The following is a 24,000-nucleotide window of genomic DNA, read 5'->3' as shown; positions in this document are numbered from 1 at the left end:
CTATGCAGAGAGTTTATTAGCCTTATATAGATCTTCCGAAGTCGTCTTGCACGCGGACGATATCGTTTTCATCGGAAGGATTTTCTTGATCTGTGTGCTGCCAGATTTCTGCTACTACGCCGTAGTTGTCAAGGCCTACAAGACGGTGACGTTCTCCCTGAGCCAGACGGATATAATCTCCTTCTTTCAAAATTCTCAATTCATGTTCTTCATCGTCCGGACTGGTCACCACGCCTACCTCGCCGCGTACTACACGCCAGATTTCGGCGCGACGGTGGTGATATTGCCATGAAAGGCGCTTGTTAGGGGCTACCACTAAAATTTTCGGGCTTAGCTTTCCGGATATTTTCAAATCTTGCGTGTCCATGCCGTCAAAAAATTCGTTGGCAAATTGTTGAGCCTGATTTTCGGCGATAACAAAAAAGCCGCCCCAAGGACGTGTCTGATCTATTTCTTCTATGATAAAGCCCTTGTCCGTAAGTTTTCCTTGAATTTGGTTGAACAATTCACTCTTATCAAGATATGCCATATTGTAGTCGTTTTAAGTTTTACGTATTTGTACCTATTATATATCTAATATCTATAATATTTTCGAGAATTTAAATATTAATATAAAATAGTTCTTTCATCCATATTGCCGTACCTTTGTATAAATATGGATAATAAGAAATTAGATCATCATCCAATCTTTCAGAAAGCTGTAGCCTTCGTCAATCAGACGAATCAAAATATCTTCTTGACGGGTAAGGCCGGTACAGGGAAGACGACATTCCTTAGATATATTAAAGAAAACTGCTATAAGAAGATGGCTATCACAGCCCCTACAGGAGTGGCAGCCATGAATGCCGGAGGTACGACCTTACATGCTCTTTTTTGGCTGCCTTTCGGAGTGTTTATAGAGGATTATGAGCTAAAGTGGGATGAGCAAGACAACAATATCTATAACAAAAATCGGCTGTTTTCGACGATAAAGTTGACGCGGCAGCGAAGAGCCATTCTTCAGGAGCTCGATCTTCTGATTATCGATGAGGTTTCTATGGTGCGGGCCGATACGTTGGACGCTATAGATGTGATCTTGAAGTCTGTTCGTCGGGATATGCGTCCTTTCGGTGGGGTGCAGGTCCTTTTAATAGGAGATTTATATCAGCTGCCTCCCGTGGTGAAAGATCAGGAGTGGCAGGTGTTGCGTCATCACTATACCAGTCCTTTTTTCTTTGATGCTAAGGTACTGCGCTCTACACCGCTGGTGAAGATAGAGCTGCAGCATATCTATCGACAGCGCGACGAAAAGTTTATTTCTATCCTCAATAATATCCGCAACAACAGGGTGACGGCAGAAGATTTGGACGAGCTCAATGCACGATATAGGGAAAATTTTATCCCTAAGCCCGAAGAACAGTACATCACTTTGACCTCACACAATAGGCTGGCCGAACAAATTAATCAGGAGGAGCTATTTAAGCTTCCCGGTAAGATGTATAACCTCAAGGCCATAATTAAGGATGATTTTCAACAGGGAGCCTATCCTACAGAAGAGTTGCTAACCCTGAAGGTTGGAGCGCAGGTCATGTTCATAAAAAACGATACTGGCGACGAACGCAAATATTTTAACGGCAAGATAGGTACGGTAAAAGAAATCAATATAGATAAGCATCAGATTACGGTAGGCTTTGCCGATGGGTCGGAAGATGTAGTGGTGCGCCGCGAAACGTGGGAGAATATAAAATATAAGTATAATAAAGGAGAAGATAAGATTGAAGAAGAGGTGTTGGGTACATTTTCACAATACCCATTACGGTTGGCCTGGGCCATCACCATCCATAAAAGTCAGGGGTTGACCTTTGACAAAGCTATTATTGATGCAGGAACTTCTTTTGCTGCCGGACAGGTTTATGTAGCCTTAAGTAGGCTTACGGGATTGGAAGGACTGGTGTTGCGTTCTAAGATTGCGCCGCATGTCATCCGTACGGATTATCAAGTGGTGGACTTTATGAAGCAGTTGATGCGCGAGGAAGAGATGGATGGCGTATTGAAAGAAAGTCAGAGAGCATATCTGGGACAGATATTGTTACAAAGCTTCCGCTGGACAGCTCTTACAGAAGCGGTTGACGAGCTTTTCCAAACCTTACCCGATAGAAATATAGATCATAAAGAGGGAATATTAGCCTTTTTTCATTGTTTACGGCAGTCTTTAGCAGAGCAGGAACGCGTCGCCCATAAATTTATGCATCAGCTACACGCTCTGCTGGCCGACAAAGAGGCATTAGACTATACGAAAATATGTGAGCGTACTACGGCTGCCGTGCAGTGGTTTCTTCCGAAAATGGAGACTGAACTTTTGGAAGCTACCGAAAAACACATCGATGAGTGGAAAGTGCGTAAGCGTACAAAAAAATATATCCAAGAACTGAAGGCTTTACTGCTGGATTTCAAAAGGAAGTATGAGATTCTTAAACATTGCCTTACCATAGTGGAGGCCCTTACTAAAGATCAAGTCCTTCAGGATATCCCCTTGTATGTAGGAACGGTAAAAGATGAATCCGTGCAGATGGACGACAAGGAAGAGGAAGGAGAGAGGGATACCAAACGTATCACGTTGGACATGTATCAAGATGGCATGGATATCGCTGAAATAGCCAAAAGGAGAGGATTGGTAGAAGGCACGGTCTATGGTCATCTAATCCATTTTGTTGGTACGGATATCGATGCGGAGGAATTGATAGAGCCAGAAAAGCTAAAAAAAATAGTAGATGTATTAAAACGCAACTCAGGTAAATCCGCTTCGGAGATAAAACTTATGCTAGGGGAAGAGTACTCATATCCCGAAATCCGGATTGGTCAGAAAGTTTTAGAAATAAAGCCCTAGATTTTTTTCGGAATAAGCTTCATAGTAATATCTTTGTAACAAAATTTTGATACTTTGGAAAACAGAAAGCAAAAGTCCAAGCTCAACAAATGGATTGTATTTACTTCTATGCCTTTTCAGATGGGGGTTACAATCTATTTGTTTTACCGTTTGGGGGATTGGCTGGATGTGAAGTATGCTGTGGAAGGAGGGTGGTGGACCAAAGGACTAACCATGTTAGGAATTGTCGTTTCACTTTATCAATTTGTAAGACAAGCTAACCGTATTGGAAAAGATGAATAATTATATCAAGTATTTACTTCGCCTTGCCGTGGTGGCTATAGCTGCTTTTTTGGCACATATGTTAATTCTTAAAGGTATAGATGCTGATGGATTGTGGAGTCAGACAGGCTACACATTGTCTCAGATGTATAGCTTTTGCTTTGTGAGCAGTGTGGCTGTGGTGGTGCTGACCTTGCTGGCGCAGTGGTCCATGCCCAAAAATCTAGGATTTATATTCTTAGGGCTAGTGGTGATACAGGCCATAGCCAGCTATATTTATATCAAGGATGGCTTAAATAAATTTGAAAATGACTTTATTGAATATAATTTCTTAGCAACCTTTTTTGTTTTTCTGTTTTTCGAGGTTTATGTGGCGCTGAGTGCTCTTAATGAGGGAAATATGGAAGCTTAAACTTTTCACAAAAAAAGTTTTCACAAAACATATTATATGCCAAATAAAGTTGTATTTTTGCACAAAATTTTTCATTATCAATAGTAATCTAAAATGGTGAATCTTAGAAGAGCACTTTTAATTCTAGCAGTATTATTATTTGCTGTCAATCCTTTCACTACAAGAGCGGAAGAGGCGCACGGACATGGCGATGCTCCGAAGACTGAAGCTGAAAAAGTTAACGAGCACATTCAACACCACTTACAAGACGATCACTATTTTACTCTATTCAAAAAAGGAAAAGAATACGTTGGTTTCCCATTACCTGTAATTCTGATTGATAACGGTCTTAAAGTATTCTCTTCAGGTAAATTTCACGAAGGAAATGGTGTAGCTGAGGTAGATGGACAATATTATGTTAACTATCACGGCAAAATTTATAAAACTGATGCTAATGGTTCATTGACTTTTGATGAACATCACCATCCGACTAATGCCAAACCTTGGGACTTCTCTATTACTAAAAACGTAGTAGGATTGATGGTAGCAACATTATTGTTGTTCTGGGGATTCACATCATTGGCGAAGACTTACAAAAAAGGTTCGAACAACCTGCCTAAAGGGGTAGGTCGTGTGTTGGAACCTCTCGTATTATATGTGCGTGATGAAATGGCTATTCCAAATATCGGTCACCGTTACAAGGAGTTTATGCCTTATCTATTATCTGTATTTTTCTTGATTTTCACGTTGAACTTATTGGGCTTGACTCCTATAGGTTTTAACGTTACAGGTAATATTTCAGTGACTCTATGTTTGGCTTTATTCACCTTCATCATCACTAATATTAAAGCAAACAAAGATTATTGGAAGCACATTTTCTGGATGCCGGGTGTTCCTGTGCCTTTCAAATTTGTGTTGGCGCCTATCGAGGTGTTAGGTATGTTTACTAAACCATTCTCGTTGATGTTGCGTCTTTTTGCTAACATTACGGCAGGTCACTCCGTAGTTATGGGATTGATCGCTATCGTATATTTATTCCAGCGAGAATTGACAATCCCTGGAAGTATCGGTGTTTCGATGTTGTTGACATTGGTGTTGTTCTTCTTGGAGCTGTTGGTTGCATTTTTGCAAGCTTTCATCTTCACCATGCTGTCATCATTATTTATCGGTATGGCGGTAGAAGAGCATTCCCACGATCATCATTAATTGGAAATTTTTTGTTAAATTCTATAAATAAATCACTATGTACAATTTAATTGGAGCAGGTTTAATCGTAATCGGTGCAGGTTTAGGTTTAGGTAAAATCGGTGGATCAGCTATGGAAGCTATCGCACGTCAACCTGAAGCTGCAGGTAAAATTCAAACTGCAATGATCATCATTGGTGCCTTGGTAGAAGGTTTAGCATTCGGTGCCCTAATCTTAGGTAAATAATCCAATTGATCAGAAGAACTAAACATGACTTGCAACGGTTGGTTGTAAGTCATGTTTTAAACGACAAAAAATTTAGAAGGAAAATAGAAACATATTTTATAAGTAGATATAATGGAAGCATTACTTAATCAGTTCTCATACGGTTTGTTCTTTTGGCAACTAATCATTTTATTGATTGTTATCTTCATCTTAGGAAAATTTGCTTGGAAGCCGATCGTGAATGCTTTGGAAGAACGTGAGAAAGGTATTTCTGACGCTTTAGCTTCTGCTGAGAAAGCTAAGTTAGAAATGGCACGTTTGACAAACGAAAATGAGCAATTATTGAAAGAAGCCCGTGAAGAGCGTGACGCTATCTTGAAAGAAGCAAAAGTACTTAAAGACAAGATCGTTGCTGAAGCAAAAGAAACTGCACAAGCTGAAGGTGCAAAATTGATCGAGGCTGCTAAACGTGAAATCGAAGATCAAAAGTTGAAAGCGTTGGCAGAGGTAAAAAATCAAGTTTCTACCTTGTCCTTGGAAATCGCTCGTAAAGTTTTGACAAAAGAATTTGAAGACCAAGCAAAACAAGAAGCTTATGTAGCGGACTTGTTGAAAGATGTAAAACTTAACTAATAATTGGTTACTCAAATTTAACGCACAGATATGTCAGTATTCAAAGTTGCTTCACGATATGCTAAATCTATTTTGGATTTGGCGCAGGAGAAAGGGATATTAGAGCAGGTGAAATCCGAAATGGAGGAGGTTGCCAAAGTAATCAAGTCAAATTCGGAATTGAGAGCTGTATTGGCTAATCCTATCATCAAGTTAGACAAGAAGCAAAATATCTTAAAAGCTATATTTGAAGGAAAGGTAAGCCCTGAGGTTTCCAGTTTCTTCAACATCATGGTCTGCAAAGGACGTGGTAACATTATCTTCGATACCACTTTGGAGTTTGTACGTCAGTACAATGAGCTGAAAGGTATCGTAAAAGCTGAAGTAATATCGGCACAGCCATTGTCTTCAGAGAATATCCAAACTTTAGGTAATAAAATTGCCGAACAAATCAATGCTAGTGTTGTCTTGACAAATAAGGTAGACAGCTCTTTGATCGGTGGTTTTATCATTAAAGTTGGCGACAGACAGCTGGATGAAAGCGTTGCCGGCAAATTGAGAAAATTAGAAAGACATTTCATTAGTCAAGGTATATAAGCAACCTGACTTTCAGTAAAGTAATAGAATCTAAAACCCCTTATACGAAGTAAAATGATAGAGGTAAGACCAGATGAAGTTTCGGCAATTCTTAGAGAGCAATTGTCAGGCTTTAAGTCAGAGGCCGAACTAGAGGAAGTAGGTACCGTGCTTACAGTCGGAGACGGTATCGCTCGCGTTTACGGCTTAACAAAGGTTCAATCAGGTGAGTTGGTTGAATTCGAAAATGGATTGCAAGGTATTGTATTAAACTTAGAAGAAGACAACGTAGGTGTTGTTCTTTTGGGTCCTTCTGATGAAATTAAAGAAGGAGATACCATCAAACGTACTAACCGTATCGCATCTATTAAGGTAGGTGAGGGTATGCTTGGTCGTGTTGTAAACACTTTGGGTCAACCAATCGATGGTAAAGGACCTATCACTGGTGAGACATATGAAATGCCTATTGAGCGTAAAGCTCCGGGTGTAATCTTCCGTCAGCCGGTAAATGAGCCTTTGCAAACAGGTATCAAAGCGATTGATGCTATGATTCCTATCGGCCGTGGTCAACGTGAGTTAGTGATCGGTGACCGTCAAACTGGTAAAACTGCGGTATGTATCGACACTATCATCAACCAGAAAGAATTCTACGATGCTGGTAATCCAGTATATTGTATATATGTAGCTGTAGGTCAGAAAAACTCTACTGTAGCAAACATCGTACGTACCCTTGAAGAAAAAGGGGCTATGGCGTACACAATTGTAGTGTCTGCTTCAGCTTCTGATCCAGCTCCACTTCAATTCTACGCTCCAATGGCAGGTGCTGCTATCGGTGAGTTCTTCCGCGATACAGGTCGTCCTGCATTGATTGTGTATGATGACTTATCAAAACAAGCGGTAGCTTACCGTGAGGTGTCTTTGTTGTTGAGACGTCCTCCTGGCCGTGAAGCTTATCCTGGTGACGTATTCTACCTACACTCTCGTCTATTAGAGCGTGCAGCGAAAATCAACTCATCGGATGAGATTGCTCGCAATATGAACGACTTGCCTGAGTCTATCAAACACTTGGTAAAAGGTGGTGGTTCATTGACAGCGTTGCCGATCATCGAAACTCAGGCGGGAGACGTATCGGCCTATATCCCTACAAACGTGATTTCCATCACTGACGGTCAGATTTTCTTAGAGTCTAACTTGTTCAATGCCGGTATCCGACCTGCGATCAACGTAGGTATCTCGGTATCTCGTGTAGGTGGTAACGCACAAATCAAATCAATGAAGAAAGTTGCCGGTACATTGAAACTTGACCAAGCGCAATTTCGTGAGTTGGAAGCGTTCGCTAAATTCGGTTCGGATTTGGACGCAGCAACAAAAGCGGTATTGGATAAGGGGGTACGTAACGTAGAGATCTTGAAACAAGGTCAATTCTCTCCGGTACCTGTAGAAAAGCAAGTTGCTATCATCTACGCTGGTACTAAAGGCTTATTGCGTAACGTTCCTGTAGAGAAAGTACGTCAGTTCGAAGAGGAATACTTAACGCAATTAGAGCAACGTCATCCTGAAGTGTTAGCAGCTCTAAAAGCTGGTAAATTCTCGGATGAGTTAACTGAAGTATTAGAAAAAGTAGCTAAAGAATTAGCTTCAAAATATTAATTAGATAAGAGTATAGAGTATTGAGTAAAGAGTAGCTTTTTACTCAATACCAATACTCCTTACTCAAATCTCTATTAAAATATGGCAAATTTAAAAGAAGTAAGAAACCGTATTACCTCGGTAACATCAACGCAGCAGATTACTAAAGCCATGAAGATGGTGTCTGCAGCGAAACTAAAGCGTGCTACGAATGCTATCATTCAGTTGCGCCCTTATGCCAATAAGTTAAGAGATATTCTTGCGCAAGTTTCGGCTTCTGTTGAAGGTAACGATTCTCCATATACTCAGGATAGAGAACCAAACAAGGTGTTGTTGGTCGTTATTACTTCCAATAGAGGGTTGGCCGGAGCTTTCAATACCAACGTTATAAAAACTACCAACAATTTGATCGCATCTAAATATGCGGATCAGTTTGCAAAAGGTGATGTTAGCATCATCGCTATTGGTAAACGTGGTCACGATTACTTCGCTAAACGTAATTACAACGTTATCGGTAATCACAACGATCTGTTAAACAACCTTAACTTCGAAAACGTATCTCAGGTTACTGAATTCATCATGCAAGAATTCAAAGAAGGTACTTTCGACCGTGTAGAGGTTGTTTATAACCAATTCCGTAATGCTGCAGTACAGATTTTAACTTCTGAGCAACTGTTACCTCTATTGCCGGAAGAGAAGAAAGAAGATACTGTAGAGTTGGATTATATCATTGAGCCTTCAAAAGAGAAAATCATTGAAGAATTGATCCCTAAGGCTGTTAAAATCCAGCTGTATAAAGCCGTCTTGGATTCTAATGCTTCAGAGCATGGTGCTCGTATGACTGCGATGGATAAAGCAACAGAAAATGCTGGAGATCTATTGCGTCAGCTTAAGCTTTCATACAACCAAGCTCGTCAGGCTGCCATTACTACGGAGCTTACAGAGATCGTTTCAGGAGCAGCTGCACTTTCAAATGGTTAATAGTCATGATTCTAGATATAAAAAAGCGATGAATTACTCATCGCTTTTTTTTATTTACAGTATTTTCCAAAGGAAAAGTTGCTTAACAACGTATTTCTCTTCGCATAAATACGAAGTAGGACAGCGCAAAGCACACCATCATGGCTGCTGTAATTCCTGTCAGCTGAGGCCATATAATCATCAGGCTGTCTTTGAACGAAAGCGGTGAAGGTATAGCACCTATCATTTGTTCTATTGATACAGGGCCAAGGCTTCGTACGGAAGGCATCAGAATTGTCGTCGTAGCATCCGTATACAGTTGGCTTGGCGACAGACGCAATAGATTCAAGATAAGGTTATTCCACGCTAAATATTCCTGTTCCGAAATATAATTCGGGTTTGGGATGAAAGGTCGTATGATAAGGTTGATAACTATAGGAAAGAATACGGTGAAGAATAACCATATTCCTATCGCTGTCAGTGCAGAGGTGGCTCCCTGACGGAAAACTATGGACAACAGTATCGACAGACTCAACCAAAAAGCTACATAGATGATGCTGATGATAATGAATCCACTAATACGGACCACTTCCTGCCATTCTATATTAATTCCTGTTGTAATAATTCCGGCTCCTATCATAAGCATACATAGTGAAGTAAAAAGCACACTTACGATAATAAGAGGAGCGAAGAACTTACTAAGAATGAGGTTGTCACGATAAAGCGGTTGTGCCACAAGACGTGTCAGCGTCCCCCCATTCTGCTCAGAATTGATAGCATCAAATCCTAAGGCTATACCCAGTAAGGGAGCTAAGAAGTTGAGGAATATATGAAAGGGAGGAATAGAGTTGTCGCTGGTAGTCAAGAGCTTTAGGTATACAAAAGCACTGTCCGGATCTTGGGCATTGTTGATAGTTTCTCTTAGCCCCGAAAAAGACACGAAGAGGGAGGCACCGAAGGTAAGCACGATAAGTGCGATGAGGATAATAAAGCGCCAGCTACGGATATGAGATCCTATTTCCTTGCGAATAAGCACCTTCATGGGGGTAGGAGGGAATGCCGATTTTCCCGTAGAGCTCCCATCAGGGTTGAAGATATTTTTAAAAAAATTATTTACGTTTTCTTTCATGTTTCACTTCTCTCTGATTACTACTTTCAAAATATTTGCTGTAGATATCATCTAAGGAATATCCGTTTCTTTGTACCGAAACGATGTTGGCATTTTGATATACTAAAGCGCGTACTGCTTCCGCGGTGATATCTTTAGATGCCAGTACATGCAGGGTATCTTGCTTTACCGATAAAGATTTATATCCCTCAATATCCTGAAGTGCTTTTTCAAGTACGGTAGGGTTTTCGATCTCACTAGCAAGCTGAATTACGGTTTTGAAACCTTCGTGCATCTGTAGCTTTTGTGCCAACGAGTCTATCGGTCCTTCCACGATCATCTTGCCGTCTACGAATATCCCTACGCGGTCGCATACGCGCTGCACCTGATGGAGATGATGTGAAGACATCAATACGGTAAGTTTTTGCTCACGGCTTAGCCGTTGGATAAGCTCCAAGAATTCGTTGACACCGCTAGGGTCTATTCCTAGTGTAGGCTCATCCAGAATTATCACTTTAGGCTTCTTGATAAGCACTTCCGCAAGTCCTAATCGTTGCTTCATCCCGCGTGAGAAAGTTCCAGTTTTACTGTCGCTGTTAGCTTCCAGTCCTACCACTTCCAAAAGCTCCTTGGCAGACTTTTTAGCTTCTTCTTCCGCTAACCCGTTCAGCTGAGCTATGAAGCATAGATTCTCTACAGCGGTCATGTCTGGATAGAACCCCACATTGTCTGGTAGATAGCCTACGAGCTTCTTAACCTGCAAGGGATTGCGCGTAGCATTGTAACCACAAATGGTGGCCGTGCCAGAGGTGGGCTCCGTAAGCCCCAACATCATCAAGATGCTGGTTGTCTTTCCCGCCCCGTTAGGCCCCAGCAATCCAAATATTTCTCCGGAATATATTTTAAGGTTCAGTCTGTCGACCGCGGTCTTTTTCCCATAACACTTCGTTAAATCCGTCAACTCAATGATAGGATTGTTCATGCGATATATGGTTTTAAGTTTGACTATGTGTTTTATATTATCTTCTTCCGTATTTGCGGATGAGATAATAAATTAAACCTGCAGCAGCTAGGATGATCAGAATACCAATCCATCCTGAAAGGATAGAAGTTTTTACCGTAATACGGATGCTTGCTTCTGCTGTGGTTTCATGATTGCTCGTTCTCACAATCATTTTCGATACATAGTCACCGGCAATGGTCTTATCAGGAACTTTCAAAGTAACCTTTACGTCTGCTTTTTGTCCTGGCTGCAGCTGCTCAATATTGCTAGGCGAGAAGCTTGTTTCCCATTTTGTAGGTAGTTGTGAAGAAAGCTCCAATGTGTTTAGAGGAAGTGTTCCGGTATTTTTTACTTCCAATAATATTTCTTTGCTGCCCCCAGCTACGATTTGGTCGCTAAGACGACCTGTAGGTGTGGTGATTTCCAATCCATAAGAACCGCGCACCACAGCTTCTAAGTCCAAGGTTAATGTGTCGGCAGAAGAAATAGCCTGTACCGGGATTTTGTATGTGTCCGGTTTAGTAGTGGCAGGGCATGTAATTTCTATTGTGATATCTTTGGTAGCGTTTGAATCTACCTGTAGTGCTGTAACGGAAACACCTTCCGCACGGAATATAACCTGCCATCCTGCCGGAAGCTTCGCCGAGAGGCTGTAGTTTTGCGTAAAAGGCTTACCGTTGGTCAATGTGCTATTATACCGGAAAGTTTCATTGGTCGTACCGGCAACATTGAGTAAGCGTGATGTAAAAGCACTTTTCTTTTTGTTTTGATTCTGAGCTAAGGTGTGTGCCGAAACACCCAAAATAAGACATACTAAGACGAATAAAGCTCTAATGATTCGATAGTTCTTTAAGTTTGATAACTGGGTTAACATAATCTAAACTGAATTAATAGTCCAAACTAATACCGTTTAAAAAATGTTGTTTAAGTCTAAATTTGATTAACGAGTCGCCAAATTAATAATCTAAATAAATATTGTCAAGATGTAACTTAGGACTTAACGAAAAAGAAAAACCGCATTATTTCTCTCTGAAATAATGCGGTTCGATAGTGTATGTGTATGGATTATCAGTTGCTGTTGGCTCTTTTGAATTCTAGGAATTCCTTATGCAAGCGCAAAAGTTTGAAGGTAGAGCTTATCATTTCGTTTGTTTCCAGCAATATGGCGAAATAGAGTTTGGTATTTTTAGGACTTGTGTCGCTAGTGCGTATATATTCTATTTCCTGATCCATAAGGGTATTTATCGTCTGCTGTATCTTGTCGCGTTTTTTGATGACGGTGTCTATATTGGTAAAATCTAAACGCTTATACATGTTGTATATCTCAGCATACCAATCACTGAGCTGTGCGCCCACGAGAAACAAGTGTTTTCCTTTGGATTCACGGAGTGGTTTGTGATTGTTGTCCACATGATTGTGGGCATTGCTACCGATGTTATAGAGATTTTCCACAATATCCTGTAAGTACCCCAAAGAGATGATGTAGTAGCGGCTTGCCTTGGCAGAAGTATCGTCTAGGTTACGGATAAACTTATAAAGATTGTCGTTGGTAGAGTCCAACTCCTTGTTTAATTTCTTGATCAGCTTTTTATGGTTTGCCAAGTTGGTAAGGTCCATTTTTACAAGGTCGTCAATGACACTTTGATAAAAAAGGTTGGTTTTGGCTATGACCTCTGCAATTTGCGTGGCGCTAGCTTCCGTAACCTGTTGCAGCGAACGGATATCTGATTTTTCCAGCTGCAACTTTTTTGTTGCTTGTTCTGCAATCTTACGGCGATGACTTCGAGCATTCTGAAGCAATAGAATAGCCAAGGCTATCAATGCCAAGACAAAACTTATTATGCCTCCGATCTTGAGAAGATAAGCGATGATGAAAGCGCCTAAGAAAGCACATCCTGCCGTAACAAACCATCCACCGATGACATGAAACACACCTGAAACCCTATAAACGGCGGACTCACGGTCCCACGCACGGTCCGCAAAGGCCGTACCCATAGCTACCATAAACGTTACATACGTCGTTGACAGAGGAAGCTTAAGAGAGGTTCCTAAGGCGATAAGACTGCTGGCCACAGTAAGATTTACTGAAGCACGTACCATGTCAAACATGGGAGCATCAGAAGATGTTTTTTCTATGGAGGTAACTTTGTCGAAACGTCTGTCTAATTTTACTTGCAAGGAACGAGGGACAATGTACGAAAGTAGATTTCCCAAATTGACAAAGAAGCGCACTATCCATTTAGACAGTAGGTTGGGCTCAAACTTTTCGGTAGAAGCATCTTGACTGCTTAAGCTCATCTCCGTCTCGATAACGGTTCTGGCCTTCTTGGAAGTCCACAAAGTAAATATCATTATAAGCCCACTGATGAAAAGTATCCACATAGGGGCTACTATATCCGAAGAGGCAAGAGGAGTCATCATAAAGGTGTTCGGATCTCCTCCCGACGATTTGAAGATTTCTATAGATTGAATGGCTGCTATGGGAACCCCTATAAAATTCACCAAGTCATTGCCGGCAAAAGAAAGAGCCAAACCAAACGTGCCGGCGCCGATAATGATTTTGAAGATATTTAATTGAAGTTTGATAAAAACAAAACTTAGTATGGTGAAGAATATAAAGCTACCGCCTAAAAGCATAAGCTCGTGCTCATGAATCCAGACCTTGGCATCCTGGCTAATAAAACTTACAGATTTTAATCCTTTGATGAGGATAAAATAAGAAATCAACGCCAATGCAATTCCCCCGAAAAAAGAACCGAATTTTTTTACTCTCTTGTCGAATTGAAAGGTGAAAATGACACGAGAGAGATATTGAATAATCATCCCCAAGGTGAAGGAGATGGCTACCGACAGCAATATACTGACGACTATTTCCGATGCTTTCTCCGTATTTATATAATTGGGCAGGGTCGTCCAGCTGTCATTGTTGGTAACGATCTTATAGACGGCTAGGCTGACCGCTCCACCTAATAACTCAAACACTATGGAAACGGTGGTAGAGGTTGGAAGTCCGAAATAGTTGAAAATGTCCAGCAGGATAATATCTGTCATCATCACCGCTAAAAAGATGACAATGACATCATTGAAGGAGAACATGCTGGGAACATAAATGCCGCTACGGGCAATTTCCATCATTCCACTGGAAAATACGGCACCAAATAGTATTCCCGCTGTTGCTAGGATCATGATGGTGCGGAATGAAAGAGCTTTGGAACCCAAACCGGAGTTCAGGAAGTTTACAGCATCATTGCTCACGCCGACCATCAGGTCTATGATGGCCAATACCGCTAAAGTAATGATTACCAAATAAAGAAAATGTTCCATATTTAAGATAAATTATTCAAAAGTATGAAGCTAATGTTAACTTATCATTAATTATGGAACAAAATAAATTCTTTATTTAAAGCAATTTACAATAGCTTCTGCCATAAGGCTTATGCCGGCCATGGAGGTGTGAACACCATCGTACGTCCAGTATTTTCCTTCGGCTTCTTTTTGTGCTTTGTCGAAGATGCTCTGATAAGGGATAAAAATGGCGTTGTATTCTTTAGCTATTTCTTTTGTCGCACGTTGGTAATCTGCAAATTCCGGATACCAAGAGTCATCAACGTATTTTACGCCTTTTACACCGAAAGGCTCACCGATGATAAGCTTCACCTGAGGTAAGTGTGTTAAGGTATAGTCCAACAACTTTCGGTATTGGGACTTATATTCCGCTGCTGTGCCTTGGTATTTGCCGTCACGCTTATGCCAGTAGTCGTTCACGCCGATAAGGATACTCAACACGTTAGGTTTTATGTCCAGACAATCTTTCTGCCATCTTTCTTGCAGCTGCGGAACTTTATGTCCTCCAATACCTCTATTATAAATCTGTAGGTTCTTTGAAGCGAATCTGTGCAATAGGGTTCGGGCAGCCTGTGCTGCATATCCTTTTCCCATTCCTTCTAAGTCATTGGGTCCTAGACGTTCTCTATTGCGCCCATGGTCTGTGATAGAATCTCCTTGAAAGAGGATAATATCATTCTGCTGTAATTTTATCTTAGTATCTTTAACGATAAATTCTTCGGCCTTAGCCATATTACTTCCCACTGCAGCAACACCTACAGCAGCTAAAGTCTGTTTGAGAAAACTTCTTCTGTCTTTCATAGATTAAGGTTTATTAACCCTAAAATATGGATGTTAACAGAATTTATCAATGGCGGCGCGTATTATTCTGCAGGCTTCCATGATTTCCTCTTCACTGATGGTGAGAGGAGGAGCCACACGTAAGGCTGTTTCACAATGCAGGTACCAGTCTATCATTACGCCGTTATCCGCACAGTATTTGCTGATGTTATAAACTTGATCGAAGTTTTCAACTTGTAGGCACATCATCAATCCAAGACCTCTTATTTCTTTGATTTTGGGATGAGCAAGCTCCTTGCGAAAAAGAGCAGCTTTCTGTTCTACCTTTTCGATAAGTTTTTCTTCTAAAATCACATTCAGCGAAGCCAATGCTGCCGCACAAGATACAGGGTGCCCACCAAAAGTAGTGATATGGCCGAGCATAGGATTAGATTTGATGACATCCATAATTGCTTTTGGCGCTACGAAAGCACCCAATGGCATGCCACCACCAATACCTTTAGCAAGCATGAGGATATCCGGCACAATACCGAAATGTTCAAAAGCAAACAATCGGCCTGTACGACCAAATCCTGTTTGAATTTCATCGAAGATGAGCAGAGCTCCGGTTTCGTTACATTTGTTGCGTAGGGCCTGCATATATTCTACCGATGGTACACGTACGCCGGCCTCTCCTTGGATTGCTTCCACAAATACGGCAGCCGTTTTCTCGGTGATGCATTCTAGATCCTGAAGCTTGTTATACTCTATAAAATCTATTTCCGGCAGGAGAGGAGCATAAGCTTTATGGTACTCTGCATTGCCTATTAGACTCAATGCACCTTGAGTGCTGCCGTGGTAGGCATTTTTTGCTGCTATAATCTGTCTTCTTCCCGTATATTTCTTTGCAATTTTCATGGAGCCTTCTACAGCTTCGGCTCCCGAGTTGGTGAGATATACCGAACCGAAAGAATCAGGTAGATTTTCCAAAAGCTTGGTAGCAAACTGCACCTGTGGAGCTTGCACAAACTCACCGTACACGGTAACGTGCAAATATTTTTCTAGCTGATCTTTGATGGCTTGAATCACCCTAGGATGACGGTGACCTATATTGCTGACATTGAAACCCGACACAAGATCTAGATATTTCTGTCCTTGAGGACCATAGAGATAGGAACCTTCGGCTTTTTCGATTTCAATAAGTCTTGGACTATCGGAGGTTTGAGCTGTGTTTTTCAGGAAAAGCTCTCTATTACTAATCATTTAACAAAGGTAAGAAGTAATGTATCAAGGCAAGGTAAAAAATGTCTTTCTCATCGAGAAAGACATTTTTTAGACTCCATCCAATTTTATAATGTTTACAGGACAGGCTTCTACTACACGAAGATTGTCCTCTACTTCTTCTTCACGAATTGTCGCTTGGTAGACTCCCTTTTTTTCTATGCCGCCAAGCAATACGGCTTTGCCGTCCTTTTTTGACATTCGCCAGCGGCTGAAGGCTATCTCTACACAAGCATTGCACCCTATACAACGTTGTCTGTAGTGAATCAACTTAGGCATTTGCAGCTACTATTTTGTACAATTTGTCCGAAGGTCTGATCTTCTCAGCGATTTTGAAGGATACTGTCTGTCCTTTAGAGGCTTTTTCAACTACTTCTCCTGAATCCAGACGGATTTCTTCTACTTCGGTTTCTACATAACCTGTCGTAGGCCCCGTAACGATAATCTTGTCGCCCTTTTGCAAGCTTTGGCTTTCAATGAAGAATTCACCCACACCTACTTTGTCGAAGTATTTTACCCCTTTTCCTAAGTAAATCTTGCGGGTTGTCGCCAATGAGCCATGAACGTTGGACCATTCGCCCATCTTACGTCCTAGATAGTAGCCGTCCCAGAAGCCGCGGTTGTATACTTCGCTCAGTCTAGCTTTCCATTGTTCAATTTTTTCAGGAGTATAAGTTCCTTCGGCGAAAGCGTCTACTGCTTCACGGTAGCATTTTGTCGTTGTGTATACGTAGTCTGCCGCACGTCCGCGTCCTTCGATTTTCAATACACGAACTCCGGCTTCCAGAATTTTGTCCAAAAAGTCTATGGTACAGAGGTCCTTGGCGGACATGATGTATTCGTTGTCTACTTGCAGCTCAATACCTTCTTCGTCCGTCACGGTATATGTACGGCGGCAGTTTTGGATACAAGCACCGCGGTTGGCCGAAGCATTATGCGAATGTAAGCTCAGATAACATTTACCCGAAACGGCCATACATAAAGCGCCATGAGCAAAGATTTCTATCTGTACGAGTTCACCTTTAGGACCGCGGATATCGTTTTTCTCAATAGCCTTCACAATATCACCAACCTGTTTTAAGGTGAGCTCACGCGCCATCACCATCACATCCGCATATTGGGCGTAGAACTCCACGGTCTCAATATTGGTAATGTTGGACTGGGTACTGATATGTACTTCCATTCCCACTTTACGGGCATAGTTCATTACCGCTAGGTCCGAAGCAATGACAGCTGTAATGCCGGCCTCTTTAGCCTTATCTATAATGCGGCGCATCAAAGAGATATCGTGATCATAGATAATGGTATTTAAAGTAATATAGCTCTTAACGTTGTTGTCACTGCATAGCTTGGCAATTTCAGGAAGGTCGTCGATCAAAAAATTGTTGGTCTGACGTGCCCTCATGTTTAACTGCTCGATTCCGAAATATACTGAATCAGCTCCTGCCTTGATAGCCGCAGCCATAGCTTCCTTAGATCCTGCCGGAGCCATTACTTCAAATAATGATTTATCTATCATCTCTATCTCTTTTACCCTTGCTTTTTTATTTTGCAAAGGTACAAAATTAGTAAAGAATTGGAGAAATGTAGAGCGCTTATGATATTATTATGAGATAAGAAAAAAGGCTACAGTTTTCTGTAGCCTTTCTATTTTGGTATAAGTTAAACTCTTATTGAGCTATAATCAAGAAATAGTTTTTCTTACCTTTTTGTGCAACAAGATATCTGTTGTTGATCAAGTCGGAGGTGTTCACTGTCTTTTCGATATCGTTCAACTTCACTTTGTTCAACGATACGCCGCCACCTACCAACATTTTCTTGGCTTCTCCTTTTGAAGGGAAGACCTGAGTCTTTACGGCCAATAGGTCAAGAATGTTGATTCCAGCTTCTAGTTCTGTTTTGCTTACAGTAAATTGAGGGACACCGTCAAACACTTCTAACACACCTTCGTGGTCTAAGCCTGCTAGGAACTCTAAAGAGCCGTTGCCAAACAAAAATTCGGAAGTTTTTACGGCTGTTTCGTAGGCTTCCATGGAGTGCGTACGGATGGTGATATCTTTAGCCAATGCCTTTTGCACTACACGTAGGTGAGGTGCGGCCTCATGTTCGGCAATGATGGCATCGATTTCCTCTTTAGTTTTCAGCGTAAAGATTTTAATCCAGTTTTTTGCATCATCGTCGGTCGTATTCAGCCAGAATTGGTAATATTTGAATGGGGAGGTTTTCTTAGGGTCTAACCATACAGCACCGGATTCTGTTTTTCCAAATTTTTGACCGTCCGCTTTTTTGATGAGCTGGGTTGTCAAGGCGTAAGCTTGGCCTTGATCCTGACGACGGATAAGCTCGGCACCGGTAACGATATTGCCCCATTGGTCCGAACCACCCATCTGTATTTTACAGTTGTGATGTTTCCAGAGATAATAGAAATCATATCCTTGAATGAGTTGATAGGTAAATTCAGTAAACGAAAGACCGTTTTCGCCTTCCAAACGTTTCTTTACCGAGTCTTTGGCCATCATGTAGTTGACCGTAATCAGCTTACCCACATCACGAATGAAATCCAAGAATTTGAAATCTTTGAACCAGTCATAGTTGTTAACCATTTTGGCATCGTTTTCACCGTCGCCGAAGTTCAAAAATTTCGAAAGCTGTTTTTTCAGACATTCCACATTGTAACGCAATGTTTCTTCATCCAGAAGATTTCGCTCTGCAGACTTGAACGAAGGGTCTCCGATCATGCCTGTAGCACCCCCTACAAGGGCTATAGGTTTGTGGCCTGCATTTTGAAAATGGATTAATGTCATGATTTGGGTCAAGTGACCTACGTGTAAAGAATCGCCTGTTGGGTCAAAACCGATGTAGCCTGACACTTTCTCTTTGTTCAGTAATTCTTCGGTACCCGGCATGATATCTTGTAACATGCCTCTCCAACGTAATTCTTCTACAAAACTCATAGCGATATGATTTATATAAATTTTAATTAAGAATTGCAAAGATAACAGATTATGATGTATCTTACGACAAATATTGTATAAATAGTAAGGGTTTGAACTTTTTATCACATTATTATTTTGAGCGGTATGCTGCTTCTTCCGAGCAGGTATTGGGAGGGTTATTGCCGGACTTGTTGAAGAATGTCGATAAAGATTATTCCTTTCAAATCCATAAGATTGCTGATCAATTTCCTTTTGGATCGACTTATAAGGCCATTACGGAAGGGTGGGTGCACCATGTCGAGGTAGACCGGCTGTTTCACAGCTCTCCATTTTTTTACGATCATACCCATGCGCTACGCAAAAGGATTGAGAAGACGGTAGAAGATTTGCCGGTGCGGGCCAGTTTTCTGGCGCATATCAGCCTGGAGCTGCTGTTGGACCACAAGCTCATAGCACATCAATTGCTGAGTGTAGGACGCATGTACGAGCATTTGGAAAGTGTAGATGTCAATATGCTCACCAAATACTTAAATACGTTGAAAATCGTCGACGTGGATAGATTTCTCAACTTTTATAATAAATTTGTTGAATCAAAATATATTTTTGACTACGCTCAGATTGAGAACATCCCACATGCTCTTTTTAATATTTGCAGGCGGGTATGGGACTTCAGACCCACGGCAGAACATATAGAAACTTTGGCCGTGCAGCTGGACGAGTATCAGCATGACGAGTTACGTGATTTCGGAGAGATATATCATTATATCTCCCAACAGTTAGATTAAAGAATTAGATCGATAAATAATTATTAACAAATATGAAGAATCAACTCTTCAGGAAGAAAAGTGTAGAGCAAATCATTGCGGATTCGGAAGCGAAGGGCAGTGGGATGATGAAAATTCTTGGGGTGCGTGATTTGGTATCCTTAGGTATTGCTGCAATTGTCGGGGCAGGTATTTTCAGTACCATAGGTCTTGCTGCCTACAATGGAGGTCCTGCGGTATCTATGCTGTTCGTTTTTGTAGCTTTCGCCTGTGTGTTTACCGCCCTTTCTTATGCCCAGTTTGCTAGCACCGTCCCTGTGTCGGGTTCAGCCTATACGTATGCCTATGTCGCTTTTGGAGAGCTTTTCGCTTGGATAATAGGTTGGGCTTTGGTGTTAGAATACGCCGTATCCAATATGGTAGTGGCCATATCGTGGTCTCAGTATTTTGTCTCCATGCTTGAGGGATTTGGTATTCATATACCTAAGTGGCTGACCATGGCTCCCGGCTACGCTTTGGATGCACATGCCAAGATGTTGGAGGTAGGGGCAGAACAACTTACCGGTATAGACCGCATTGCCTTGGAAGCATACCAGACTGCACCACGTATTGGTGATATTCCTATAGTATTTGACTTGCCAGCAGGTTTAATCACTGTTTTAGTAACTTGGTTAGTCTATATAGGTATAAAGGAATCACAGCGTGCCAGCAATATCATGGTACTGATCAAGGTGGGTATCATTGTGGCTGTAATCTTAGGCGGTGCTTTCTTTGTTAAGCCGGAGAATTGGACTCCTTTTGCACCCAATGGTCTTTCAGGCGTCCTAAGTGGGGTAGCAGCAGTATTTTTCGCCTTCATTGGCTTCGACTCCATCTCTACCACAGCCGAAGAATGTAAGAATCCTCAGCGGGACCTGCCACGTGCGATGATTTATTGCCTTGTGATATGCGCCATATTATATGTGCTTATCACTTTGGTGCTTACCGGTATGGTCAACTACACTGAACTGAATGTGAAAGACCCTTTAGCTTACGTTTTTGACTATGTAGGCTTCAATCATATGGCCGGTGTAATCTCGGTTACTTCGGTGATAGCCATTACCAGTGCTTTGTTGGTGTTTCAGCTGGCACAGCCACGTATCTGGATGACGATGAGCCGTGACGGACTGTTGTGGAAAAGATTTGCTACCATCCATCCTAAATACAAAACACCATCCTTTGCCACCATCGTGACAGGAATCGTAGTGACTATTCCGGCATTATTTTTTAAGATGGATTTCTTTGTGGATTTGACTTCTGTAGGAACGTTTTTCGCTTTCATTTTGGTATGCGCAGGTGTATTGTACATGGATAAATCAGGCTTGTCTGCCAAATCTAAATTCAAAGTTCCCTATGTAAATGGGAAGTATTTAGTAGGGATAGGATTTATTGTAGGTCTTGTTTTAATGTACTTTTATGGACAAGACAGCCTCGCTGAGTGGAAAACTTTAGGAGCTGGAAATGTGATTTTGCACAAGTCGTTAGTGTTGGTTTTTTGGTTGACTTGGTTAGCGTTAAGTATTTTTGCTTATAAACACAACTTCTCGTTATTACCAGTTATCGGAATTTTGATAAATCTTTACCTCATGTCCGAATTAGGAGCAAGTAACTGGATTATCTTTATTCTTTGGTTAGCAGCAGGATTAGTGATTTATTTTCTTTATGGATATAAGAATTCTAAATTGCGTATACAAGAATAGTGAAAACATATTATAAATAATAAAGCCGCTTCATTGAAGTGGCTTTATTTATGAGGGATAAATTGGATTAAGAATTTATTTAAAAGCCTATTCTATCGGATAGCCATCTTTTGATTATCAGATTAGGATTATAAATCGGGTTTCTCCTGTGCTAATTTTTTCGATTTTTGTTGTAATTCTTAATGTATCCTATGCAATCTAATATTCTCTGTGGTCGGAATATTCAAAGGTACACGTTCTAAGGTTACAAAACTACTATCCAATCCGAAACCTTTTTCTTCGCTCAAGCTGAATCTTCTCAAGATACGGTATATTTCCATAATGATTCGATTCGGCCAACTCAAATCCGTCGTTTTAGTAAATACTTTTTCCAAGACCACAAAGTTGAAATCACCTGGTATATTGTGTTTCTTTAGCGTGTCATATTGGCTGATGATATCCACTTCACCATTTTTGACCATTTCTTCAACTACTTTTCGGAATAATAAACTTATTTTTTGTTCTTCGCGGAAACCTAATTTGAAATCGATACGAATTAATTTTCCTGGAATTAATTGGTCTACTATGTACTCTCTACCATGAGGGGCGTCAGTTACATCGACATGTACAAACCAATATACATCTGCACGTTTTGGTTTTTTATTGATAATCGAGTAAATGATTTGGGCTTCTATTTCTTTTTTACTGTTTGCACTTGTTAAATATACCAATTGTGATGCGAAAGTGGGTACAGAAGTATCACTACTTAATTCCTCAATTATAGGGAAATACTGATCAATATGGACAAAACGCACAAATTCATTTTTGATTTTGCGGGCTCTGAACCAGGCATACATCACTAAGAATATTGAGGCTGCCAAAAGTAAAGTGAGCCAGCCACCATGTGTGATTTTAGCTCCGTTACCTATCAAAAAGGTGATTTCAATAGCAAAATAAATAAGCGCAAAAAAGATGACTAAAAATTTGTTGATTCTGCGTCTCAACATAAAGTAAACCATCAGAATCGAGGTAGATAAGAATGTTAAATTGATGGCTAGTCCATAAGCTGCTTCCATGTTGCTGGATTTTTCAAATACATAAATAATCAGCATACAACCGATAAATAATATCAAATTGATTGACGGGACATACAATTGACCTTTTTGGTTACTTGGGTAGCGAATGGCTACTTTGGGCCAAATGTTCAATCTTACACCTTCGGAAATCAAAGTAAATGAGCCTGTAATCATAGCCTGACTCGCGATGATGGCAGCAATGGTGGCTATAGCAATACCATAAACTATAAACCAGTTGGGCATTATGGAGTAAAAAGGGTTGGTGTCTCCGATATTTTGTCCTGTATGGGAAATTAACCAAGCACCTTGTCCTAGATAATTGAGTATTAAAGTTAATTTCACGAAAATCCAACTCACGCGGATATTGGCTTTTCCACAATGTCCCATGTCAGAATACAAAGCTTCTGCTCCCGTGGTACATAAGAAAATGGCACCAATAATAATTAGTGCATGGGGATGGTTTACTAGCGTATAGAAAGCATAAAGAGGATTAAAAGCTTTTAATATCTCTGTTGCTAACCCAATTGCATGTAGTCCTAATAAGCCGATAGTACTAAACCATACGAGCATAAGTGGTCCAAAAACGCGACCTACAATGGATGTCCCAAATCGTTGGATAAGAAACAATACGGATATTATCGTAATTACAATTGGAACGGTGGGTATCTCAGGATTAAATATTGCAAGCCCTTCAATGGCGGATGAAATCGTAATAGCAGGTGTTATCATACCATCAGCCAATAGGGTGGAAGCGCCTAATATTGCAGGTATAATTAACCATTTCGCTTGACGTCGGACTAAGGAATATAGTGATAAAATTCCTCCCTCTCCTTTGTTGTCTGCATTTAGGGTGATAAGTACATATTTGATGGTCGTCTGAATGGTCAATGTCCACAATACGCAAGAAACACAACCAATCACAAGATCTTTTTGTATTATATCGTTGTTAAATATAGCTTTGAGAACATACAAGGGAGATGTGCCAATATCTCCAAATATGATGCCGAGAGAGATTAATAAACCTGCTCCACTGAGCCGATTTAAATGTTGATTATGGTGGGATCCCATATAATTCTTCTATACTGAATACTTTAATTTGTGGGGCAATTTAGAGCAATTATTCGACATTTTCAATAAACTTGTTAAAAATTGTTAATTGTGTAAAAAAAAAGTTATCTTTAATTGTTTGTAAACAAAATCACATTACATTTGTAATACAATAATCTTAGTATAAGATAATCAACCATTCCATAATTAATTGTCAAATATAAAAGGATGAATAAATTTAATTTAAAAGTTTGCAA

General features: G+C 40.7%; 22 protein-coding genes. 11 read left to right on the top strand and 11 right to left on the bottom strand.

Annotated features, from left to right (window positions below):
• Positions 1 to 22 precede the first annotated feature (22 nt).
• Complete coding sequence (locus tag ABD873_RS01020; protein WP_039053479.1) at positions 23 to 529, bottom strand: cupin domain-containing protein; 507 nt, start codon at positions 527 to 529, stop codon at positions 23 to 25.
• A 126-nt stretch (positions 530 to 655) separates the two neighbouring features.
• Between ABD873_RS01020 and ABD873_RS01015 the strand changes: the two genes are divergently transcribed.
• The 9 genes from ABD873_RS01015 to atpG all read left to right on the top strand — a co-directional run bounded on the left by ABD873_RS01015 (position 656) and on the right by atpG (position 8,727).
• Positions 656 to 2,866 carry a helix-turn-helix domain-containing protein gene (locus ABD873_RS01015; protein ID WP_345063432.1) on the top strand — a complete coding sequence of 737 codons (2,211 nt, stop codon included), beginning with the start codon at positions 656 to 658 and terminating at the stop codon, positions 2,864 to 2,866.
• A 54-nt stretch (positions 2,867 to 2,920) separates the two neighbouring features.
• Positions 2,921 to 3,148 (top strand): AtpZ/AtpI family protein, encoded by a 228-nt coding sequence (locus tag ABD873_RS01010; RefSeq protein WP_345063429.1) that lies wholly within the window; start codon positions 2,921 to 2,923, stop codon positions 3,146 to 3,148.
• On the top strand, positions 3,141 to 3,539 hold the full coding sequence (locus ABD873_RS01005; protein ID WP_345063426.1) for a hypothetical protein: 399 nt from the start codon (positions 3,141 to 3,143) through the stop codon (positions 3,537 to 3,539). The genes ABD873_RS01010 and ABD873_RS01005 overlap by 8 nt, the downstream gene beginning before the upstream one ends.
• 93 nt (positions 3,540 to 3,632) lie before the next feature.
• Positions 3,633 to 4,724, top strand: a complete 1,092-nt coding sequence (gene atpB / locus ABD873_RS01000) for a F0F1 ATP synthase subunit A (RefSeq protein WP_345063423.1) — start codon at positions 3,633 to 3,635, stop codon at positions 4,722 to 4,724.
• Between the two features lie 37 nt (positions 4,725 to 4,761).
• A complete protein-coding gene (gene atpE, locus ABD873_RS00995; RefSeq protein ID WP_039053475.1) occupies positions 4,762 to 4,950 on the top strand; it encodes an ATP synthase F0 subunit C in 189 nt (62 codons plus the stop codon).
• A gap of 111 nt (positions 4,951 to 5,061) precedes the next feature.
• Complete coding sequence (locus ABD873_RS00990) at positions 5,062 to 5,562, top strand: F0F1 ATP synthase subunit B (RefSeq protein ID WP_039053474.1); 501 nt, start codon at positions 5,062 to 5,064, stop codon at positions 5,560 to 5,562.
• A 30-nt stretch (positions 5,563 to 5,592) separates the two neighbouring features.
• Positions 5,593 to 6,138: a F0F1 ATP synthase subunit delta gene (locus tag ABD873_RS00985; protein ID WP_345063418.1), complete on the top strand. Its 546-nt coding sequence runs from the start codon at positions 5,593 to 5,595 to the stop codon at positions 6,136 to 6,138.
• Between the two features lie 54 nt (positions 6,139 to 6,192).
• Positions 6,193 to 7,767, top strand: coding sequence for a F0F1 ATP synthase subunit alpha (gene atpA / locus ABD873_RS00980; protein WP_345063416.1), 1,575 nt, complete (start codon positions 6,193 to 6,195; stop codon positions 7,765 to 7,767).
• 81 nt (positions 7,768 to 7,848) lie between these two features.
• Positions 7,849 to 8,727 (top strand): ATP synthase F1 subunit gamma, encoded by an 879-nt coding sequence (atpG, locus tag ABD873_RS00975; protein ID WP_345063413.1) that lies wholly within the window; start codon positions 7,849 to 7,851, stop codon positions 8,725 to 8,727.
• Between the two features lie 82 nt (positions 8,728 to 8,809).
• On the opposite strand, the gene ABD873_RS00970 is transcribed toward atpG, so the two are convergent.
• From ABD873_RS00970 to tyrS, 9 genes are all read right to left on the bottom strand, one after another.
• Positions 8,810 to 9,835, bottom strand: a complete 1,026-nt coding sequence (locus ABD873_RS00970) for an ABC transporter permease (protein WP_345063410.1) — start codon at positions 9,833 to 9,835, stop codon at positions 8,810 to 8,812.
• A complete protein-coding gene (locus ABD873_RS00965; RefSeq protein ID WP_039053471.1) occupies positions 9,816 to 10,796 on the bottom strand; it encodes an ABC transporter ATP-binding protein in 981 nt (326 codons plus the stop codon). Before ABD873_RS00965 ends, ABD873_RS00970 begins: the two co-directional genes overlap by 20 nt.
• A gap of 37 nt (positions 10,797 to 10,833) precedes the next feature.
• The gene (locus ABD873_RS00960; RefSeq protein WP_345063404.1) at positions 10,834 to 11,691 is read right to left on the bottom strand and encodes a COG1470 family protein; all 858 of its coding nucleotides are present in this window, start codon (positions 11,689 to 11,691) and stop codon (positions 10,834 to 10,836) included.
• Positions 11,692 to 11,885: 194 nt separating this feature from the next.
• Positions 11,886 to 14,141 (bottom strand): inorganic phosphate transporter, encoded by a 2,256-nt coding sequence (locus ABD873_RS00955; protein WP_345063401.1) that lies wholly within the window; start codon positions 14,139 to 14,141, stop codon positions 11,886 to 11,888.
• Positions 14,142 to 14,213: 72 nt separating this feature from the next.
• Positions 14,214 to 14,963, bottom strand: a complete 750-nt coding sequence (locus tag ABD873_RS00950) for an SGNH/GDSL hydrolase family protein (protein ID WP_345063398.1) — start codon at positions 14,961 to 14,963, stop codon at positions 14,214 to 14,216.
• Positions 14,964 to 14,996: 33 nt separating this feature from the next.
• Positions 14,997 to 16,184, bottom strand: a complete 1,188-nt coding sequence (locus ABD873_RS00945; protein ID WP_039053468.1) for an aspartate aminotransferase family protein — start codon at positions 16,182 to 16,184, stop codon at positions 14,997 to 14,999.
• 69 nt (positions 16,185 to 16,253) lie between these two features.
• On the bottom strand, positions 16,254 to 16,481 hold the full coding sequence (locus ABD873_RS00940; protein ID WP_039053467.1) for a ferredoxin: 228 nt from the start codon (positions 16,479 to 16,481) through the stop codon (positions 16,254 to 16,256).
• Positions 16,474 to 17,721, bottom strand: a complete 1,248-nt coding sequence (locus tag ABD873_RS00935) for a peptidase U32 family protein (RefSeq protein WP_345063390.1) — start codon at positions 17,719 to 17,721, stop codon at positions 16,474 to 16,476. The genes ABD873_RS00940 and ABD873_RS00935 overlap by 8 nt, the downstream gene beginning before the upstream one ends.
• A gap of 151 nt (positions 17,722 to 17,872) precedes the next feature.
• Positions 17,873 to 19,156 carry a tyrosine--tRNA ligase gene (gene tyrS / locus ABD873_RS00930; RefSeq protein ID WP_345063387.1) on the bottom strand — a complete coding sequence of 428 codons (1,284 nt, stop codon included), beginning with the start codon at positions 19,154 to 19,156 and terminating at the stop codon, positions 17,873 to 17,875.
• Between the two features lie 92 nt (positions 19,157 to 19,248).
• Between tyrS and ABD873_RS00925 the strand changes: the two genes are divergently transcribed.
• Complete coding sequence (locus tag ABD873_RS00925; RefSeq protein ID WP_345063384.1) at positions 19,249 to 19,923, top strand: ACP phosphodiesterase; 675 nt, start codon at positions 19,249 to 19,251, stop codon at positions 19,921 to 19,923.
• Between the two features lie 32 nt (positions 19,924 to 19,955).
• Positions 19,956 to 21,641, top strand: a complete 1,686-nt coding sequence (locus ABD873_RS00920; RefSeq protein WP_345063381.1) for an amino acid permease — start codon at positions 19,956 to 19,958, stop codon at positions 21,639 to 21,641.
• Positions 21,642 to 21,820: 179 nt separating this feature from the next.
• Here the strand turns inward: ABD873_RS00920 and ABD873_RS00915 are convergent, their stop codons facing one another.
• Positions 21,821 to 23,764 carry a KUP/HAK/KT family potassium transporter gene (locus ABD873_RS00915; RefSeq protein ID WP_345063379.1) on the bottom strand — a complete coding sequence of 648 codons (1,944 nt, stop codon included), beginning with the start codon at positions 23,762 to 23,764 and terminating at the stop codon, positions 21,821 to 21,823.
• Positions 23,765 to 24,000: the final 236 nt, after the last annotated feature.

The sequence above is a fragment of the Sphingobacterium thermophilum genome, assembly GCF_039541675.1.
Lineage (GTDB): Bacteria > Bacteroidota > Bacteroidia > Sphingobacteriales > Sphingobacteriaceae > Sphingobacterium > Sphingobacterium thermophilum.
Note: the sequence above shows the minus strand (reverse complement) of the source record. Positions and strands in the feature narration are given on the sequence as shown.

Coding starts and splice junctions, on each gene's coding strand:
- ABD873_RS01020 (WP_039053479.1), bottom strand. CDS start 529: ATGGCATATCTTGATAAGAGTGAATTGTTCAACCAAATTCAAGGAAAA.
- ABD873_RS01015 (WP_345063432.1), top strand. CDS start 656: ATGGATAATAAGAAATTAGATCATCATCCAATCTTTCAGAAAGCTGTA.
- ABD873_RS01005 (WP_345063426.1), top strand. CDS start 3,141: ATGAATAATTATATCAAGTATTTACTTCGCCTTGCCGTGGTGGCTATA.
- atpB (WP_345063423.1), top strand. CDS start 3,633: ATGGTGAATCTTAGAAGAGCACTTTTAATTCTAGCAGTATTATTATTT.
- atpE (WP_039053475.1), top strand. CDS start 4,762: ATGTACAATTTAATTGGAGCAGGTTTAATCGTAATCGGTGCAGGTTTA.
- ABD873_RS00990 (WP_039053474.1), top strand. CDS start 5,062: ATGGAAGCATTACTTAATCAGTTCTCATACGGTTTGTTCTTTTGGCAA.
- ABD873_RS00985 (WP_345063418.1), top strand. CDS start 5,593: ATGTCAGTATTCAAAGTTGCTTCACGATATGCTAAATCTATTTTGGAT.
- atpA (WP_345063416.1), top strand. CDS start 6,193: ATGATAGAGGTAAGACCAGATGAAGTTTCGGCAATTCTTAGAGAGCAA.
- atpG (WP_345063413.1), top strand. CDS start 7,849: ATGGCAAATTTAAAAGAAGTAAGAAACCGTATTACCTCGGTAACATCA.
- ABD873_RS00970 (WP_345063410.1), bottom strand. CDS start 9,835: ATGAAAGAAAACGTAAATAATTTTTTTAAAAATATCTTCAACCCTGAT.
- ABD873_RS00965 (WP_039053471.1), bottom strand. CDS start 10,796: ATGAACAATCCTATCATTGAGTTGACGGATTTAACGAAGTGTTATGGG.
- ABD873_RS00960 (WP_345063404.1), bottom strand. CDS start 11,691: ATGTTAACCCAGTTATCAAACTTAAAGAACTATCGAATCATTAGAGCT.
- ABD873_RS00955 (WP_345063401.1), bottom strand. CDS start 14,141: ATGGAACATTTTCTTTATTTGGTAATCATTACTTTAGCGGTATTGGCC.
- ABD873_RS00950 (WP_345063398.1), bottom strand. CDS start 14,963: ATGAAAGACAGAAGAAGTTTTCTCAAACAGACTTTAGCTGCTGTAGGT.
- ABD873_RS00945 (WP_039053468.1), bottom strand. CDS start 16,184: ATGATTAGTAATAGAGAGCTTTTCCTGAAAAACACAGCTCAAACCTCC.
- ABD873_RS00940 (WP_039053467.1), bottom strand. CDS start 16,481: ATGCCTAAGTTGATTCACTACAGACAACGTTGTATAGGGTGCAATGCT.
- ABD873_RS00935 (WP_345063390.1), bottom strand. CDS start 17,721: ATGATAGATAAATCATTATTTGAAGTAATGGCTCCGGCAGGATCTAAG.
- tyrS (WP_345063387.1), bottom strand. CDS start 19,156: ATGAGTTTTGTAGAAGAATTACGTTGGAGAGGCATGTTACAAGATATC.
- ABD873_RS00920 (WP_345063381.1), top strand. CDS start 19,956: ATGAAGAATCAACTCTTCAGGAAGAAAAGTGTAGAGCAAATCATTGCG.
- ABD873_RS00915 (WP_345063379.1), bottom strand. CDS start 23,764: ATGGGATCCCACCATAATCAACATTTAAATCGGCTCAGTGGAGCAGGT.